The 13,874-nt window shown below is 40.4% G+C and carries 17 protein-coding genes, 1 tRNA gene and 1 riboswitch; of the genes, 8 read left to right on the top strand and 10 right to left on the bottom strand.

Features of this window, described 5'->3' with window-relative positions:
• Positions 1-48 precede the first annotated feature (48 nt).
• The 3 genes from H6G96_RS13440 to H6G96_RS13430 all read left to right on the top strand — a co-directional run bounded on the left by H6G96_RS13440 (position 49) and on the right by H6G96_RS13430 (position 3,720).
• Complete coding sequence (locus H6G96_RS13440; RefSeq protein ID WP_190911912.1) at positions 49-1,125, top strand: glycosyltransferase family 4 protein; 1,077 nt, start codon at positions 49-51, stop codon at positions 1,123-1,125.
• A 66-nt stretch (positions 1,126-1,191) separates the two neighbouring features.
• The gene (locus H6G96_RS13435) at positions 1,192-1,977 is read left to right on the top strand and encodes a WecB/TagA/CpsF family glycosyltransferase (RefSeq protein ID WP_190911911.1); all 786 of its coding nucleotides are present in this window, start codon (positions 1,192-1,194) and stop codon (positions 1,975-1,977) included.
• 600 nt (positions 1,978-2,577) lie between these two features.
• Positions 2,578-3,720 (top strand): BMP family ABC transporter substrate-binding protein, encoded by a 1,143-nt coding sequence (locus H6G96_RS13430; RefSeq protein ID WP_190911910.1) that lies wholly within the window; start codon positions 2,578-2,580, stop codon positions 3,718-3,720.
• Between the two features lie 39 nt (positions 3,721-3,759).
• Here the strand turns inward: H6G96_RS13430 and H6G96_RS13425 are convergent, their stop codons facing one another.
• Together H6G96_RS13425 and H6G96_RS13420 are read right to left on the bottom strand one after the other, a co-directional pair.
• Positions 3,760-4,503 carry a cobalt-precorrin-6A reductase gene (locus H6G96_RS13425; RefSeq protein WP_190912031.1) on the bottom strand — a complete coding sequence of 248 codons (744 nt, stop codon included), beginning with the start codon at positions 4,501-4,503 and terminating at the stop codon, positions 3,760-3,762.
• Positions 4,503-4,922: a DUF1636 family protein gene (locus tag H6G96_RS13420; RefSeq protein ID WP_190911909.1), complete on the bottom strand. Its 420-nt coding sequence runs from the start codon at positions 4,920-4,922 to the stop codon at positions 4,503-4,505. Before H6G96_RS13420 ends, H6G96_RS13425 begins: the two co-directional genes overlap by 1 nt.
• Before the next feature lie 21 nt (positions 4,923-4,943).
• Positions 4,944-5,108: riboswitch (cobalamin riboswitch) on the bottom strand.
• Positions 5,109-5,359: 251 nt separating this feature from the next.
• Here H6G96_RS13420 and H6G96_RS13415 point away from each other — a divergent pair.
• Positions 5,360-5,433 (top strand) — tRNA-Val (locus tag H6G96_RS13415).
• A gap of 158 nt (positions 5,434-5,591) precedes the next feature.
• Here H6G96_RS13415 and H6G96_RS13410 read toward each other — a convergent pair.
• The gene (locus H6G96_RS13410; protein ID WP_190911908.1) at positions 5,592-5,888 is read right to left on the bottom strand and encodes a hypothetical protein; all 297 of its coding nucleotides are present in this window, start codon (positions 5,886-5,888) and stop codon (positions 5,592-5,594) included.
• Positions 5,889-6,138: 250 nt separating this feature from the next.
• Between H6G96_RS13410 and H6G96_RS13405 the strand changes: the two genes are divergently transcribed.
• Positions 6,139-6,738, top strand: coding sequence for a Uma2 family endonuclease (locus tag H6G96_RS13405; protein WP_190911907.1), 600 nt, complete (start codon positions 6,139-6,141; stop codon positions 6,736-6,738).
• Between the two features lie 38 nt (positions 6,739-6,776).
• Positions 6,777-7,304 carry a type I restriction endonuclease gene (locus tag H6G96_RS41350; RefSeq protein WP_190911906.1) on the top strand — a complete coding sequence of 176 codons (528 nt, stop codon included), beginning with the start codon at positions 6,777-6,779 and terminating at the stop codon, positions 7,302-7,304.
• Here H6G96_RS41350 and H6G96_RS41345 read toward each other — a convergent pair.
• Positions 7,291-7,473 carry a hypothetical protein gene (locus H6G96_RS41345; RefSeq protein ID WP_242063273.1) on the bottom strand — a complete coding sequence of 61 codons (183 nt, stop codon included), beginning with the start codon at positions 7,471-7,473 and terminating at the stop codon, positions 7,291-7,293. The genes H6G96_RS41350 and H6G96_RS41345 overlap by 14 nt on opposite strands.
• A 150-nt stretch (positions 7,474-7,623) precedes the next feature.
• On the opposite strand from H6G96_RS41345, the gene H6G96_RS41340 reads away from it, so the two are divergent.
• Positions 7,624-8,517: a DEAD/DEAH box helicase family protein gene (locus H6G96_RS41340; RefSeq protein WP_347242232.1), complete on the top strand. Its 894-nt coding sequence runs from the start codon at positions 7,624-7,626 to the stop codon at positions 8,515-8,517.
• Between the two features lie 57 nt (positions 8,518-8,574).
• Positions 8,575-9,531, top strand: a complete 957-nt coding sequence (locus H6G96_RS41335) for a hypothetical protein (protein ID WP_242063272.1) — start codon at positions 8,575-8,577, stop codon at positions 9,529-9,531.
• Here H6G96_RS41335 and H6G96_RS13385 read toward each other — a convergent pair.
• The 6 genes from H6G96_RS13385 to nifV all read right to left on the bottom strand — a co-directional run bounded on the left by H6G96_RS13385 (position 9,491) and on the right by nifV (position 13,616).
• The gene (locus tag H6G96_RS13385) at positions 9,491-10,513 is read right to left on the bottom strand and encodes an IS4 family transposase (protein WP_190911905.1); all 1,023 of its coding nucleotides are present in this window, start codon (positions 10,511-10,513) and stop codon (positions 9,491-9,493) included. The genes H6G96_RS41335 and H6G96_RS13385 overlap by 41 nt on opposite strands.
• Positions 10,419-11,039: a TnsA endonuclease N-terminal domain-containing protein gene (locus tag H6G96_RS13380; protein ID WP_190911904.1), complete on the bottom strand. Its 621-nt coding sequence runs from the start codon at positions 11,037-11,039 to the stop codon at positions 10,419-10,421. The genes H6G96_RS13385 and H6G96_RS13380 overlap by 95 nt, the downstream gene beginning before the upstream one ends.
• Positions 11,040-11,377: 338 nt before the next feature.
• Positions 11,378-11,917, bottom strand: a complete 540-nt coding sequence (locus tag H6G96_RS13375; RefSeq protein WP_190911903.1) for a (2Fe-2S) ferredoxin domain-containing protein — start codon at positions 11,915-11,917, stop codon at positions 11,378-11,380.
• A 113-nt stretch (positions 11,918-12,030) separates the two neighbouring features.
• Positions 12,031-12,234 (bottom strand): putative nitrogen fixation protein NifT, encoded by a 204-nt coding sequence (gene nifT, locus H6G96_RS13370; protein ID WP_100900485.1) that lies wholly within the window; start codon positions 12,232-12,234, stop codon positions 12,031-12,033.
• Positions 12,209-12,496, bottom strand: coding sequence for a nitrogen fixation protein NifZ (locus tag H6G96_RS13365; RefSeq protein ID WP_012407236.1), 288 nt, complete (start codon positions 12,494-12,496; stop codon positions 12,209-12,211). The genes nifT and H6G96_RS13365 overlap by 26 nt, the downstream gene beginning before the upstream one ends.
• Complete coding sequence (nifV, locus tag H6G96_RS13360; protein ID WP_190911902.1) at positions 12,483-13,616, bottom strand: homocitrate synthase; 1,134 nt, start codon at positions 13,614-13,616, stop codon at positions 12,483-12,485. Before nifV ends, H6G96_RS13365 begins: the two co-directional genes overlap by 14 nt.
• Positions 13,617-13,874: the final 258 nt, after the last annotated feature.

The following is a 13,874-nucleotide window of genomic DNA, read 5'->3' as shown; positions in this document are numbered from 1 at the left end:
TACATAAATATTTGATGAATTTATCTACCCTAAATAAGCTCTTTTGTTATGAGTCCTATAAAGATTACTATGTTAGGCGAAAGCTTGGAGCGGCAAGGTGGAATAGTTTCCGTGCAAAAGCTCATCCTTGAAGAAGCCACTGAAGCTACTTCTGACATTAAATTTACACATATAACTACTTTACCCAATGGCTCTGCTCCCAAAAAAGTATTAGTGTTTGTGCAGGCAATAGGGGAGTTATTTTGGAACTTATTAAATAATAAAGCAGACCTAATTCACGTTCATGTTTCAGAGAGAGGTAGCGCTTTTCGTCACTCAATCACTAGTCTTGTTTGTTGGCTATTTAAAAAACCGCTAATTATTCATGCTCATAGTGCTGACTTTCATTTGTTTTACTCTGAGCTTCCTCAATTGCTTCAGAAATGGCTTAGTTGGTCTTTTAGTAAATGTACCCGTTTTATTGTTTTATCAGATAGCTGGAAAAAATTCTATATCGAAAATCTTGGTTTGAAGCCAGAGCAAGTTATTGTTCTGCCTAACGCGGTAAGAATTCCTGCCCAAATCCCACAGCATATAGATTCTAACCAGGTATTTTTCTTATTTCTAGGGCGCATTGGTCAACGTAAAGGTGCATTTGATTTAATTAACGCATTCGCTTCTATACCTGCCGAAGAGAAAAGTAAAGCAAAGTTGATTATGGCAGGGGATGGAGATGTAGAAAAAGCTCGTAGTTTAATTCAAACTCTAAATCTTGTTGACCACATCACTATCCTTGACTGGGTGGACAAAGAAAAACGCGACGAGCTTTTAACTAAAGCTGATGTATTTGTTTTACCTTCTTACAACGAAGGTTTGCCGATGGCACTACTAGAAGCAATGAGTTGGGGTTTAGCTGTCATAACTACGAAAGTAGGAGGAATACCCGAAGTAGTTACTCAAAACCAGAATGGTTTATTACTTAATCCGGGTGATATTCAACAGTTGTCAGAGGCAATGCAATCTTTGATTGCAGATAAAAATTTGAGAATATCTCTAGGAAATAATGCACGGATAAGTGTTAAACACTTGGATATCAGCAATTATCTTGCATCCTTAAAATACATTTATGCATCAGTCGTAGGTTAAGAGCCATATTCTGATGATCATTGATTAACCATAAGTTTGTGTAAAGTAGACAAAGAGGAAATAACAATGGAAACAATGAATACAAAAACTTTCCCTGAAATCAAGTTGTTTGATACAAGATTCCATCAAGTTAAAGTACAAGAACTAATCGATTATTTAGTAGAATCAGTCAAAAAACCAAAAAAGACAATTGTCGAAAATGTAAATATTAGAGCAATGAATTTTGCTTATGAAAAGCCTTGGTATCGAGATTTTTTGAATAACGCAGATTTAGTATTTTGCGATGGATTTGGTGTATTGTTAGCGGCTAACTTAAGTGGTTATTCTCTGGATTCTGCACATCGCATGACAGCACCAGATTATATAGAAGATTTAGCATTGAAATGTGAAAAAGAAAATATCTCATTATTTTTATTAGCTGGAAAACCCGGGATAGTCGATGAAGCAATTACAAAGTTAGTATCAATTGCACCTAACCTTCGGATAGGCGGACATCATGGTTATTTTGATAAATCAGGAAAAGAGAATGATTTAATAATAGAAAAAATTAATAATTTTCGACCAGATATTTTATATATCGGTTTTGGTATGCCATTACAGGAAAGGTGGATTTTAGATAACTTCAATAAAATTGAAGCTCGTGTATTTTTACCTTTAGGCGCGTGTCTAGATTTTTATACTAACTCTACATATCGTGGCCCCGAGTGGCTGACGAATAATGGCTTCGAGTGGTTAACACGCCTAGTTACTGAACCTACTCGTCTATGGGATCGTTATATTATTGGTAATCCATTGTTTTTTTATCGCCTATTTAAGCAAAAAATTGCTCAGAAATTGGTAGCAAATCGCTAAGAGGTTGTTTGAAAAGTCCTGTTGTCGGTATAAAAGGTTTTAGATACCTCTGAATCCACGCCAGATGCAACAAGAGTGGCTTGCCTTAAAAAGGGGGACTTTAACTCCGGTTCCCCTCTAAAAAAGGTGAGTTATGGGGGATCTAAAAGTGCCTATCACAGCGAAACACTTTTCAAACGACCTCTAAGGAAACTTTCTCGAAATAAGAGACTTCCAGTAAAAAACATCCCATCCCTGCGGGACGCTCCGCAAACGTAGGGGCGTACATCTGTTATAGGTGTCATTAACATAAATGGCATTATACCTAGTACTTACGTACTGTATAAATGCATCGTAATGCGAATTATCTAAAATAAGAAGTTTTCAGGCTTTTCTTAATTATCCTGCGATCGCACTTCATATCAAAAAACTGGCTTTCAATATCTGCTTTCTGAAAAAATATTTTAATTGTCTATAATATTACCATCATTTGACTTCTTTCTTAAGTAAATTGACGGCAGAAATAAAAAGTTAAAATTAAGTAAATAGCTAATCTAAACCGTGTCTGCCATTACCAGGAATCATAAAAATCTTTTTAATGGGTAAACCTATTAATAAAATATGGATCGTCGGAATTTTCTAAAGTATGTCACTTTAGCAGGATCTAGCTTTGCTTTAAATAGTTGCTCTCAAGGCAAAAATTCCAAATCGCAGGGTGAGGTATCTCCCTCAGCGTCGCCTGTAGAGGTAAACGAACCTCTAAAGGTGGGATTTGTTTATGCCGATTATGTAGGTGATTTTGGCTGGACTTATGCCCATGATTTAGGTCGCAGAGACATGGAAGCCAATCTTCAAGATAAGGTAAAAACTACCTTTGTGGAAAATGTCAACGAAGGTGTTGAAGCTGAAAAGGTGATTCGGCAACTCGCATTAGATGGTAATAAGTTGATTTTTACAACTTCCTTAGGGTATATGAACCCAACAATTAAAGTTGCCAAGGACTTTAGTGATGTTGTCTTTGAACACTGTAGAGGATACAAACGTGCTGCCAATGTCGGCACTTATCTAGGACGCGTTGAAGAACCACGTTATTTAACCGGCATGATTGCTGGCAAGATGACAAAATCAAATGTAGTTGGTTTTATTGGCGCATACCCAATTCCAGAAGTGATTCGGGGAATCAGTGCATTTACTCAAGGAGTAAGGTTAACAAATCCCCAAGCAAAAGTTAGAGTACTTTGGGTACAAAGTTGGTACGATCCAGCTAAAGAAAGAGAAGCGGCTCAAGCTTTGGTCAATTTAGGTGCGGATGTACTTACGCAGCATACCGATTCTGGTGCTGTTGTCCAATTGGCACAAGAGAAAGGCATTTATGCTTTTGGCTACAACACTGATATGAGTAAGTTTGGTCAAAAAGCCCACCTGACATCAGCTATTAACAGATGGGGCAAATTCTATACAGATAAAGCCTTGGCTGTAATGAGTAATACTTGGAAGTCTCAAGAGGTTTGGGATGGCATTGCTCAAGGAATGGTAGATATTTCCCCAATGAATCAGGTAATTCCGGCGGATGTGCAACAACTGGTGAATGCGAAGCGCGATGAGTTTATCCAAGGTACTGCACATCCTTTTGATGGCCCGGTGAAAGACCAAAAAGGGGTAGTGCGAATACCAAGAGGTAAGGTTTTGGATGATCAGGAACAACTGGCGATGGATTGGTATGTTGAGGGAATTGAAGGGTCAATTCCTAAGGGGAAATCTTAGCACTTCTAAAAGTCTGATCGGTGGCTTTTGCCTTTTCCACTAGTCGCGCAACTTGTCAAATAGCCATGTCAAAGCACCATCAACATCAGTAACTTGCTCACCTGGCGGTATGGCTGGACGATTTACCATAATAACCTTCAAGCCCAGTTCTCGCGCTGCAATAATTTTGGGCTTTGTTGCATCACCACCGCTATTTTTACTTACGATGGTATCAATCTTGTTATGAATCAGGATTTGCCTTTCATTATTGAGGGTAAAGGGCCCGCGATCGCACAATATTACTCCTGGTGGCACTAAAGCATCATCGGTAGGAGGGTCAATCATCCGCATCAGAAACCAAATTTTCTCGCAGTGAGCAAAGGCGGCGAGTTCTTGCCTGCCAACTGTCAAAAATACGCGCTGTGCCTGGTTTTGCAGAAATGCTGCTGCGGTTTCAATACTGTCAACTTCAATCCAGCGATCACCACTTTCTTTTTCCCAAGGGGGGCGTATTAACATCAAATGGGGTACTCCGACTTCGGTTGCAGCATCTGCCGCATTGAAAGAAATCTGAGTAGCGAAAGGATGGGTTGCATCAATTAATAAGTCAATTTGCATTACTCGCAGATAACTAGCCAATCCAGCCACACCACCGAAGCCTCCAACCCGTAAATCGCCCAATGGAGCTGATGGTTCACGGGTGCGGCCAGCTAGAGAGGTGATTACTTCTAACCCTTGAATATTCGCTACTTGGGCAGCTAGTTCTGCGGCATCTCCCGTTCCACCCAGTATCAAAACGCGCATCATTGAGATAAAGGTGGAATCTTTGCCAAAATGCCTTTTTTTAGGGCTTCTGGACGCTCTGACCAAGGCAATAAACCATCTGCTTTGCCATAGTATTGACTAGCACATTCTAATACCGCAGATGCACTACCATCAACAGCTAAATCACCAAACAAATATGTTAATTTGCCTTTGGCAGCAAAGGCAACTACACAGGAACGATTACAAGCACTCATGCATTCAACTTCTTGAATTGGAAATTCATCTCGTAAGTCCCAATCTTGTGCAAGCTGCTGAAGTTGGGATAGAAGTTTTTGACCGCCACTTTCACCTAAACGTTTTCCATCTTGCCAAACGCTAGCACAAGTTTTGCAAACAAATAAAGTATGGTCAGCAACACCTAAGGGACTAGTTGGGGAAATATTGATAATAGTAGTCATCTGTACCTCGCAGATATGTGGAACTAATTAATCTATTTCGGCGGGCATCCTGACTCACTCTATTTGGGATTTTAGATTACATCTCAAATTGGTTTACAGTTGCGGGACAGCGCCGGATTTGCACCGAACTTTCCCCGTTACCTCTGGTAGCTGCTCCCCACCAGAACCGAATAACCTTATCGATCATACACTAGGGTTATCTAGGAAAAAGATATGACCAAAAATTGCTCCCGGAGCGATCGCTCATCAACTATCCCAGACAGAGATGAATTGTTGATTTAATTTTGTCGTAAACTACCCCAAGAAAGCTTAATGGCTAAGGCTGGGGACTCTTAAGAATATATTATTTTGGCTACAATTACAGAATTTCCTTAATTTGCGCCTTTTCTTTTGGCATATTAAGCAAATGTATGCTATGGTTATAAATCGTGTGGTAAGGACGTATAGCTCAGTTGGTTAGAGCGCTACGTTGACATCGTAGAGGTCACTGGTTCGAATCCAGTTACGTCCATTTGTTGTACAGTGACTAATTATTTGTCGTCGTGCGACAACAACCATAAGTTGTCCAAGATGGTCACTTTATGCTTGTAATTCTTGGTAGTCAACTTATGCTTGTCAATTTTTATAGATAAGACAGTAAAGTTGGAATATAGTTTAGCTGCTATATGCTTATTTACAGACTTCGAGTTGTGCTTCTTGTAATTTGGCACGAACTTTCTTATACCTCAAGTATCCAGGCATAGTCATAAACTTTGCAACGAGAGTTTCTGAGGGGTAAGTTCCCTGATTATGAAGCTGGAGAGCAATTTGTTTTACCTCATCGCAGGATTGTTTTAGTTTGTCACTTAAAGGATAAAGTGGCGTTTTTAAACCCCAAAGTGGCCGCAGAACAGAACCTTTGACCAAAGCGTATTTGAAAGGATTGAATGCGAACGCTACAGATTTTGTACACGGAAAAATAAGCATTCTAGCTTGATTGGGGCGGCCACTTTATCCTTTAAAAACGGCCATCTTATCCTTTAAGTGACACTGTCTTGGTCAACTTTGGGTTGTCACTGTGGACAACTTATGGTTGTTGTCGCACTTCCTTGATGAACAAGCATTGTTAGACGAAGAGTAGGGCATTACCGATAAATCTATTTGTGTAAAATAAAGTGCAGCAGAGATTTTTCTATATGAAAGTTTGCGAGTCATCCAATCCAGGAGTTTCCCCACAATGATCGCAGCCAAAGACAACGCCCCCCACCTCACCCCAGACGAGTACTTTGCCTGGGAAGCAACCCAACTGGAAAAGCACGAGTATATCAACGGCGAAGTTTACGCCATGACTGGCGGCAGCGTTAATCATAGCCGCATTGCAATTCGATTTACGACTATGTTTGATACTCATTTAGACGCTAGTAGTTGCATAACAGGTAACTCAGACCTGAGAGTTAATATTGTAGGAACTAATAACTATACCTACCCAGATGCCAGCGTTACCTGCGACGATCGCGATAAAACCACAACCCAATATATTACCTACCCCTGCCTCATTGTCGAAGTCCTCTCCGCCAGCACCGAAGCCTACGACAGAGGCGGCAAATTCCGAATGTACCGCCATAACCCAGCCTTAATCGATTACCTACTAGTCAGTTCCACCAGCATCGAAATCGACCTGTATCACAAAAACGACGCAGGCGACTGGTTGATTATCAACTACAAAGCAGGCGACACAATCGAACTCAAAAGCATTAACCTCAATTTCCCCATTGAACAAGTCTATCGCGGTTTAACCCTCACCCCAGAAACCCCAACAGACATCATTAGGGAATAGGTAGTAGGTAATACTTTTATCCCATTCCCCATTCCCCTATGCCCCAAACCGAAGCCGAACTTGAACAAAAACTGATTGAACGTCTAACAAAAGGATTAGCCTACGAACCCTTCACCCTTCGCAATGCCGAAGACCTGAAAGCCAACCTCAAAACCCAACTGGAAAAACATAACCACATCAAACTCAGCGACACAGAGTTTAAAAGCATCCTCAACCACCTCGACAAAGGTAACGTCTTTGATCGCGCCAAACGCCTTCGCGACAAAATGGAACTCAGCCGCGACGATGGCACAACCTTTTACCTAGAATTCCTCAACACCGAACATTGGTGTCACAACCAATATCAAGTCACCAACCAGATCACCCAGCAAGGCAATTACAAAAACCGCTACGACGTAACCTTGCTGATTAACGGCTTACCCCTCGTGCAAATTGAACTGAAACGCCGAGGACTGGAACTCAAAGAAGCCTTTAACCAAATCAACCGCTACCAACGCCATTCCTACGGCGCAGACAATGGACTACTTCAATACGTCCAAATTTTCGTCATCTCTAATCATCTCTAACGGTGTCAATACCCGCTACTACGCCAACAACCGCAAACAAGAATTTAAACAAACATTCTACTGGGCAGACCAAGAAAACAACCACATAACTCAACTGGAAGAATTCGCCGACAGCTTTCTGGAGAAATGCCATGTCTCCAAAATGATCTGTAAATACATCGTCCTGCACGAATCCGACAAAGTGCTTATGGTGCTGCGTCCTTACCAATACTACGCAGTAGAAGCCATTATCGAGCGAGTGAAGAATACCGATAAAAACGGCTATATCTAGCATACCACTGGCTCAGGCAAAACCCTCACCAGTTTCAAAACTGCCCAAATTCTCACCCAACTCCCCAAAGTGCATAAAGTGCTGTTCGTGGTTGATCGCGCTGACCTTGACTACCAAACCAGCAGAGAATTTAATTATTTCAGCCCCGACTGCGTAGACACCACTGACAACACACGCCAACTGGTAGAACAAATGGCTGGGGATAATCGCCTCATTGTCACCACTATCCAAAAACTCAACACCGCCATCAAAAAGCCTCGCCATGAAGTCGCAATGGAGAGCTTGAAAGATAAGCGCATTGTGTTCATCTTTGACGAGTGTCACCGTTCTCAATTTGGCGAAACTCACAAAAATATTGTCAAATTCTTTACCAAAGCCCAAATGTTCGGCTTTACCGGGACTCCCATCTTTGCCGATAACGCTGCTAGCAACGAACATGGTAAACGCACCACCAAAGACCTATTCCAGGAATGTCTGCATAAATATGTGATCACCAATGCGATCGCTGATGAAAACGTTCTTAAATTTTCCGTCGAGTATTGGGGAAAAATCAAACGCAAAGACGGCACTCTCATCACAGAGCCAAAATTAGACCGAGAATTCTTTGAAAATCCCGACCGAATTTCTCTAATTGTCGATTGGATTATTGCCAACCATCACCGTAAAACCCACGGCAAAAAATTCTCCGCCATGCTCTACGCCAGCAGCGTAGACACCCTAATTACCTATTACGACACGTTCAAAAACAAACGAAAACAGGGATTACATGACCTACGAGTGATCACAATTTTTACCCCTGGCTATAACGAAGAAGACCAAGACGCAAACGGCTTAATTGGAGAACCTGATTTTAATATCAGCGCAGATACAAGCAACCGTAGCCATAGCCGCGACAAACTGAATCAATTTATCGCGGACTATAACCAAATGTACCAAACCTAACATTCAGCCAAAGATAGTCAGGCTTTCTATGCCTACTATAAAGATATCGCCAAGCGGATGAAAGACCGCGATCGAGAAAACTTTCAGGATCAGGAACGCGCCGATATTCTGTTAGTCGTCAATATGTTTCTCACCGGCTTTGATGTCAAAAAGCTCAATACACTTTACGTTGACAAAAATCTGAAGTATCACGGATTAATTCAAGCATACTCCCGCACTAATCGCATTTTGGGCGAACTTAAATCCCAAGGGAATATCGTCTCTTTCCGTAACCTCAAAGAGAACACTGATCAAGCCGTTGCCCTCTTTTCCGACACCAACGCCAGCGAAGAAATTTTCATTGAACCCTACGAATACTACATTGAAAAATTTAATGATGGGGTGCAAGAACTGAGAGCGATCGCCACTATCCCTAACGATGTCAATAAACTGATTAGTGAAGACGACCAAGTTGAGTTCGTTAAAGCCTTTCGTAATCTTATCCGTTTACAGAATGTAAGTAAATCATTTACTGAATTTAGTTTTTCCGACTTAAATCTGGATGAACAAACCTTTGAAGATTATAAAAGCAAATATCTGGACATCTATGATAGAACGCGATCCAAACCCGATGAAGAGAAAGAATCTTTGGTTGAAGAAGTCGATTTTGAACTGGAACTGATCCAGCGAGACGAAATTAACGTCTCCTATATTCTCAAGCTGCTGGCTAACCTCCAGCGAGACATCAAGGATGATGCTACCCAGGAAGATTACCAAAATCAGAAAGCGTCTATCCTTGAGCTAATCGGGAAAGAAGTCCAACTACGCAGCAAGCGGGATCTGCTTGAGAAATTTATCGAAGAGCGGCTACCCACCCTTGAACCCGAAGAAAAAGTCGAAACCGTCTTTCAAGACTTCTGGACTCCAGAAATGTTGAATGCTAATACAAAACTTTACATATCTAGTTACACTAACTCTAAAAAGCCTAAAATAGTCAACATGACATCATCTCCTCAAACCAATGAACATAACTGATTTTCTGACACATGCAAGATTGTAAATAGCGGAATTTATCTAATAGCGTATGTCCCCATTGCTGTGGGATAGATAATATCTGTAAAATTAGATAAGCTATTAAACTAACGTAAATTTGTATGGTGATACCATTGACGTTCTTAGTAATTAATTTGTCAAGTTTTAAGTGCATCTTTAAAAACTTCCATAACAATTCAACTCCCCAACGTAATCGATAAATATCCCTAATCTCATCATCACTAACACCAGCCTCTCCATCAGCAGGCAAATTAGTAACTAAGCGAAACTCGGTTTTCGTCTCTAAATCACAAAAGTTAATTACTCTATAGGCTTGAGCATCATCAGATGCACCGACTTTGACCAACCCATTTGAGCTCTCAAATTCTAATTTCCAATTGTTTTTTATCCGCAAAACAAAATATTTGTTTTCTTGTACTAATTCTTGGATAAATCTTAATCCAGCAAAACCCCTATCCATTACCCCAACAGCATTTATTGGGAGACTAGACATGATTTTAGAACCAAACTTATAATCATGGTCATGTCCAAAGTTTATGAAGTTATCTGATGGACTTCCAGTAGCTAGATTTAGAGAACTAAAAAGTTTTACTTGATGGTGTCCTAATACCCATAACAATTTACTGGTGAGAGTAATAATTGTTGAATCTATTGGACAAATTGCATATTTATCGTGTAACTTTTTTTGAACTTTCTTCTGTACTAATTCATTTAATTTTTGGTAAATTTCTTGAAAAGGTTTTTGGCTTCGATGTAAGTTTGCTTTAGAGAAAGTAGAAATATCTACCTCAAACCCTGTGTTATTTAACCTGTTAAACAAATCTCGCATACTTGTTAAGCTGTTATCCATAGCATAAGATAGCCAGCACTCAAAGAATAGACGACTGTTTAATACTGGATAATCGTTTTTTGGCAGTCCTCTCAAGATATCTTTGACAATCTTGGGAAATGAATTTATAATCACTATCAAATAGATATACTTTAATCTTCCGCCCAAAAATTAACATATTTTGGGCTGTTTTTATCGGATTTTTCTTAACATTCAACACTTTTGCCCATTGTCTTTCTATTTTTTGATAGCGATAAGGCTGTTCCTCACTAAGTTTTTCCAGTCTTTTCTCTGTTTTCCACTCTTCAAAACCACAACAATCCTTTCTCATTACAAAGAAATCGGGATAATGACCGATAGTTGTGGCTTGTTTACCTTGTGGTGAACATTTAATACTAAATTTAATCGGTTGATCCCAATATTCTAAAACTTGGTCGTCATATTCATAAAATTGAGTAATAGCCGGTAATTCAACAGTATGAGACTCAAATTGAATCGTTCTACCCATCTTTGAGCTAGCATAGGAACCATGAACGTTTCTTCCTCCTCCTTGGACTTTACGAGCAGGTGGGGAAGTCCTAATTTGGTTAACCAAATCTCTTTGTTGTTGGGAGAGCCGCAAATTATTACACCATGCTTGAAACTCGACATCATAGAGCATGGTTATCTCCTCTAAAATTAGTACAATTTTACCTATAAAAACACCATAACAAGTTCAAACTATTTCGGCAATGTCAAACTTTAAAATTGCTATTTCGGCAAACTCAGGCTTTAAAAACTGCTTATATTGTGGATATTCGTGGAACGGAGTTAATGGAATTTGAGACAATGCGGTGGCAAAATCAAACTTTAAAAGACGGCACAACCAAGCTTTAAATTACAATCGCTATTGCGGCAATGCCGATGTAGAGGCAGGTATTAGTTTTTACACTAAAAATAGGTGGAAGTAGGAATCTACCTTTTCCACCTATGTAATTAGATTATAAGCATTTTTGTAACTTAAGTTAAGTGACTTTCTAGCAAAGATGCGATCGCTTCAGGATGAATATTCTTGTATTTCTTTTTACCAAGCTGTAAAACACAGTTGGGAGCGCTACCACAGCATTTTTGGCAACTGGTATGTTCAATGGTAACTTTGTCTAACAAACCGCGATCGCACAAAGTTTTTTCTAACTCTGATAATAATCCTTTACCACCACGTTTAAGGCAACCGCCCTTTTGACATACCATAATCCTCGCTTTGATTTGAGGTGGTAAATCTTGCTTTGGACACCCATCAATTGGCGTCACCCGATAAGCTTTAATTTTAATTTTACTTGTGCGCGAGTCTACCTTACTATGGCCACAAACGCGAATTTTCTGGCCAGGAACTAAAGATGAACTTAGAGAACGGCGCAACTCTTTAGGCAATTTTATTTCTACATCTCCAGATGGAACTGCCAATTGTAAGTATTTATATTTTCCTGGTTCGCCACCAACAAAACCTAGTAACTGTCCCTCAAGGTTCAATTCTGATAACGTCAAATACTTGTCACCCATAATTGATAAAAAGTTAGTAACTAGTCATTGGTCATTCGTCATTCGTAATTCGTCATTAGTTAAGAGTTAGAAGTTAAGATTTATAATTCATCACTCCTAACTCCTAACTATTTTTAAGCGAGGCGTTTAGCTTCTACTGTTTGAGGTAAATTTGCTGTGTCTGGCAAATCACGAAATTCTAATTCCCAACCATTTGCTAGGGTGAGAACTTTGCCATCATTTCCATCGGTTTGTTTGACTACTTCTTCTTCAAGGTCTTTTTTAGCAACGTAGACTACTAAAGTACCGGCATCATTCATGCGTAGCATTACTTTCATGAGATTCCTCAACAGATTCTAGTTCTTTTTTCTTACAGCCGACGACGAATCCTGTTTCCAAGAAATGCACAGCATAAATATAGGAAGTCTGCAAATATGTTCCTATACTAGCTATGTAGCCGATATCTCCTTTGTTCACTAAAACTTGCCCAACTTCTTTACCAGGAAAAGTACCATCGTTCTTGAGCAGTTTCCGAACTCTGACTTTTTCACCAATTTCAAAAGCAGGTGGCAAGTTTAGTTCTAATTCATCGCGTTGCATGAGAGTACCTCTGTTCTCTAACCAAATTCAATAGTTCTTCTGTCGTCAGGCTGCGTTTTTTCTGTACCGATTGATGGCGCACTGCATCTAAAACAGATTGGGTTTCTTGGGAGTTCAAGAAAATTCCATGCTGTTCTAGCAAGTTTGAAACCAAATGCCGTCCAGAATGTTTACCTAATACTAAACGCCGTTCCCAACCCACCTCTTCGGGAGCAAATGGTTCGTAGGTAATGGGGTTTTGTAGTACTCCGTGAGCATGGATACCAGATTCGTGAGCGAAGGTATTTTCGCCAACGATCGCTTTCCAGGGTGGTACGCTAGCTCCTGATGCGGCTGCAACTAGTTGAGACAGTTCCAGCAAACCGGGTGTGTCAATGCCCAAATCAACGCCGTAAATGCGTTTGATCGCCATGACAACTTCTTCTAAAGCTGCATTTCCCGCCCTTTCACCTAATCCGTTGACTGTGGTATTCACCGATAAGGCTCCAGCTTTGATACCCGCAAGGGCGTTGGCTGTTGCCAGACCAAAATCATTGTGGGTGTGGATTTCTAGGGGAATCATCAAAGCTGAAACCAGCCGTTTGACCTTGTTGTAGGTGGTGAAAGGGTCAAGAACTCCTACGGTGTCGCAGAAGCGGAACCGGGATGCACCCCATTCTTGGGCATAAAGCGCTACATCTAAGAGGAAGTTTTCATCAGCCCTAGAAGAATCTTCTCCGCCGACTGCTACCCAAAGACCTTGATCGACCGCGAAGCTGATACAGTCTTTGAGCTTTTGTAAACTAATTCGCCATTGACCGTGGAATTTAGCGGCGATTTGGATACCAGAGACGGGAATGGCAATATGTACCCGGTTCAGTCCGCAAGCAATAGAAGCCTTAATATCTGAGATGACAGCGCGGTTCCAGCCGAGGAGTTTTGCTTGTAAACCCAAGTCAGAAATTGCGGCGATCGCCCGCATTTCTTCGTCACCCATTGCTGGTATACCGACTTCTAATTCTGGTATACCAATGGCATCGAGAAACTTAGCGATCGCAACCTTTTCTTCTAGGTTAAAAGCAACACCTGCTGCTTGTTCGCCATCACGTAATGTAGTGTCATTAATTATGATTTGATTCATTGCAAATATCCCTCTCTTGGAAGTATTCTTAATAACCTTTCTCTCTACAATCTCCAGCGATGGCAAATGCTAAAAATATCACAATTCATAATGTAGGATACATGATCCTTAATTATTGCCCCATTATTAGCATCACATCTGTATGACAAGGAACTAAAACAATGTATAATTTACTAATCGTTTTTACCGATGTCAGTTGAAACTTCTTCGAGTAGCAATGAACTAATATAACTATTAGCAAACCCTGAACAAAGTAAA

Origin of the sequence: Nostoc sp. FACHB-892, from assembly GCF_014698795.1 — a bacterium.
GTDB lineage: Bacteria > Cyanobacteriota > Cyanobacteriia > Cyanobacteriales > Nostocaceae > Nostoc.
The sequence above is the reverse complement of the archived record's forward strand: the minus strand, read 5'-3'. Positions and strand labels throughout refer to the sequence as shown.

Bases quoted from the DNA above. Each gene is read 5' to 3' on its own strand.
- nifV (WP_190911902.1), bottom strand. From the start codon at position 13,616: ATGAATCAAATCATAATTAATGACACTACATTACGTGATGGCGAACAA.
- H6G96_RS41335 (WP_242063272.1), top strand. From the start codon at position 8,575: ATGAAAGACCGCGATCGAGAAAACTTTCAGGATCAGGAACGCGCCGAT.
- H6G96_RS13380 (WP_190911904.1), bottom strand. From the start codon at position 11,039: ATGCTCTATGATGTCGAGTTTCAAGCATGGTGTAATAATTTGCGGCTC.
- H6G96_RS41350 (WP_190911906.1), top strand. From the start codon at position 6,777: ATGCCCCAAACCGAAGCCGAACTTGAACAAAAACTGATTGAACGTCTA.
- H6G96_RS13440 (WP_190911912.1), top strand. From the start codon at position 49: ATGAGTCCTATAAAGATTACTATGTTAGGCGAAAGCTTGGAGCGGCAA.
- H6G96_RS13405 (WP_190911907.1), top strand. From the start codon at position 6,139: ATGATCGCAGCCAAAGACAACGCCCCCCACCTCACCCCAGACGAGTAC.
- H6G96_RS13410 (WP_190911908.1), bottom strand. From the start codon at position 5,888: ATGCTTATTTTTCCGTGTACAAAATCTGTAGCGTTCGCATTCAATCCT.
- H6G96_RS13425 (WP_190912031.1), bottom strand. From the start codon at position 4,503: ATGCGCGTTTTGATACTGGGTGGAACGGGAGATGCCGCAGAACTAGCT.
- H6G96_RS13365 (WP_012407236.1), bottom strand. From the start codon at position 12,496: ATGCAACGCGATGAATTAGAACTAAACTTGCCACCTGCTTTTGAAATT.
- H6G96_RS13375 (WP_190911903.1), bottom strand. From the start codon at position 11,917: ATGGGTGACAAGTATTTGACGTTATCAGAATTGAACCTTGAGGGACAG.
- H6G96_RS13430 (WP_190911910.1), top strand. From the start codon at position 2,578: ATGGATCGTCGGAATTTTCTAAAGTATGTCACTTTAGCAGGATCTAGC.
- nifT (WP_100900485.1), bottom strand. From the start codon at position 12,234: ATGAAAGTAATGCTACGCATGAATGATGCCGGTACTTTAGTAGTCTAC.
- H6G96_RS13420 (WP_190911909.1), bottom strand. From the start codon at position 4,922: ATGACTACTATTATCAATATTTCCCCAACTAGTCCCTTAGGTGTTGCT.
- H6G96_RS13435 (WP_190911911.1), top strand. From the start codon at position 1,192: ATGGAAACAATGAATACAAAAACTTTCCCTGAAATCAAGTTGTTTGAT.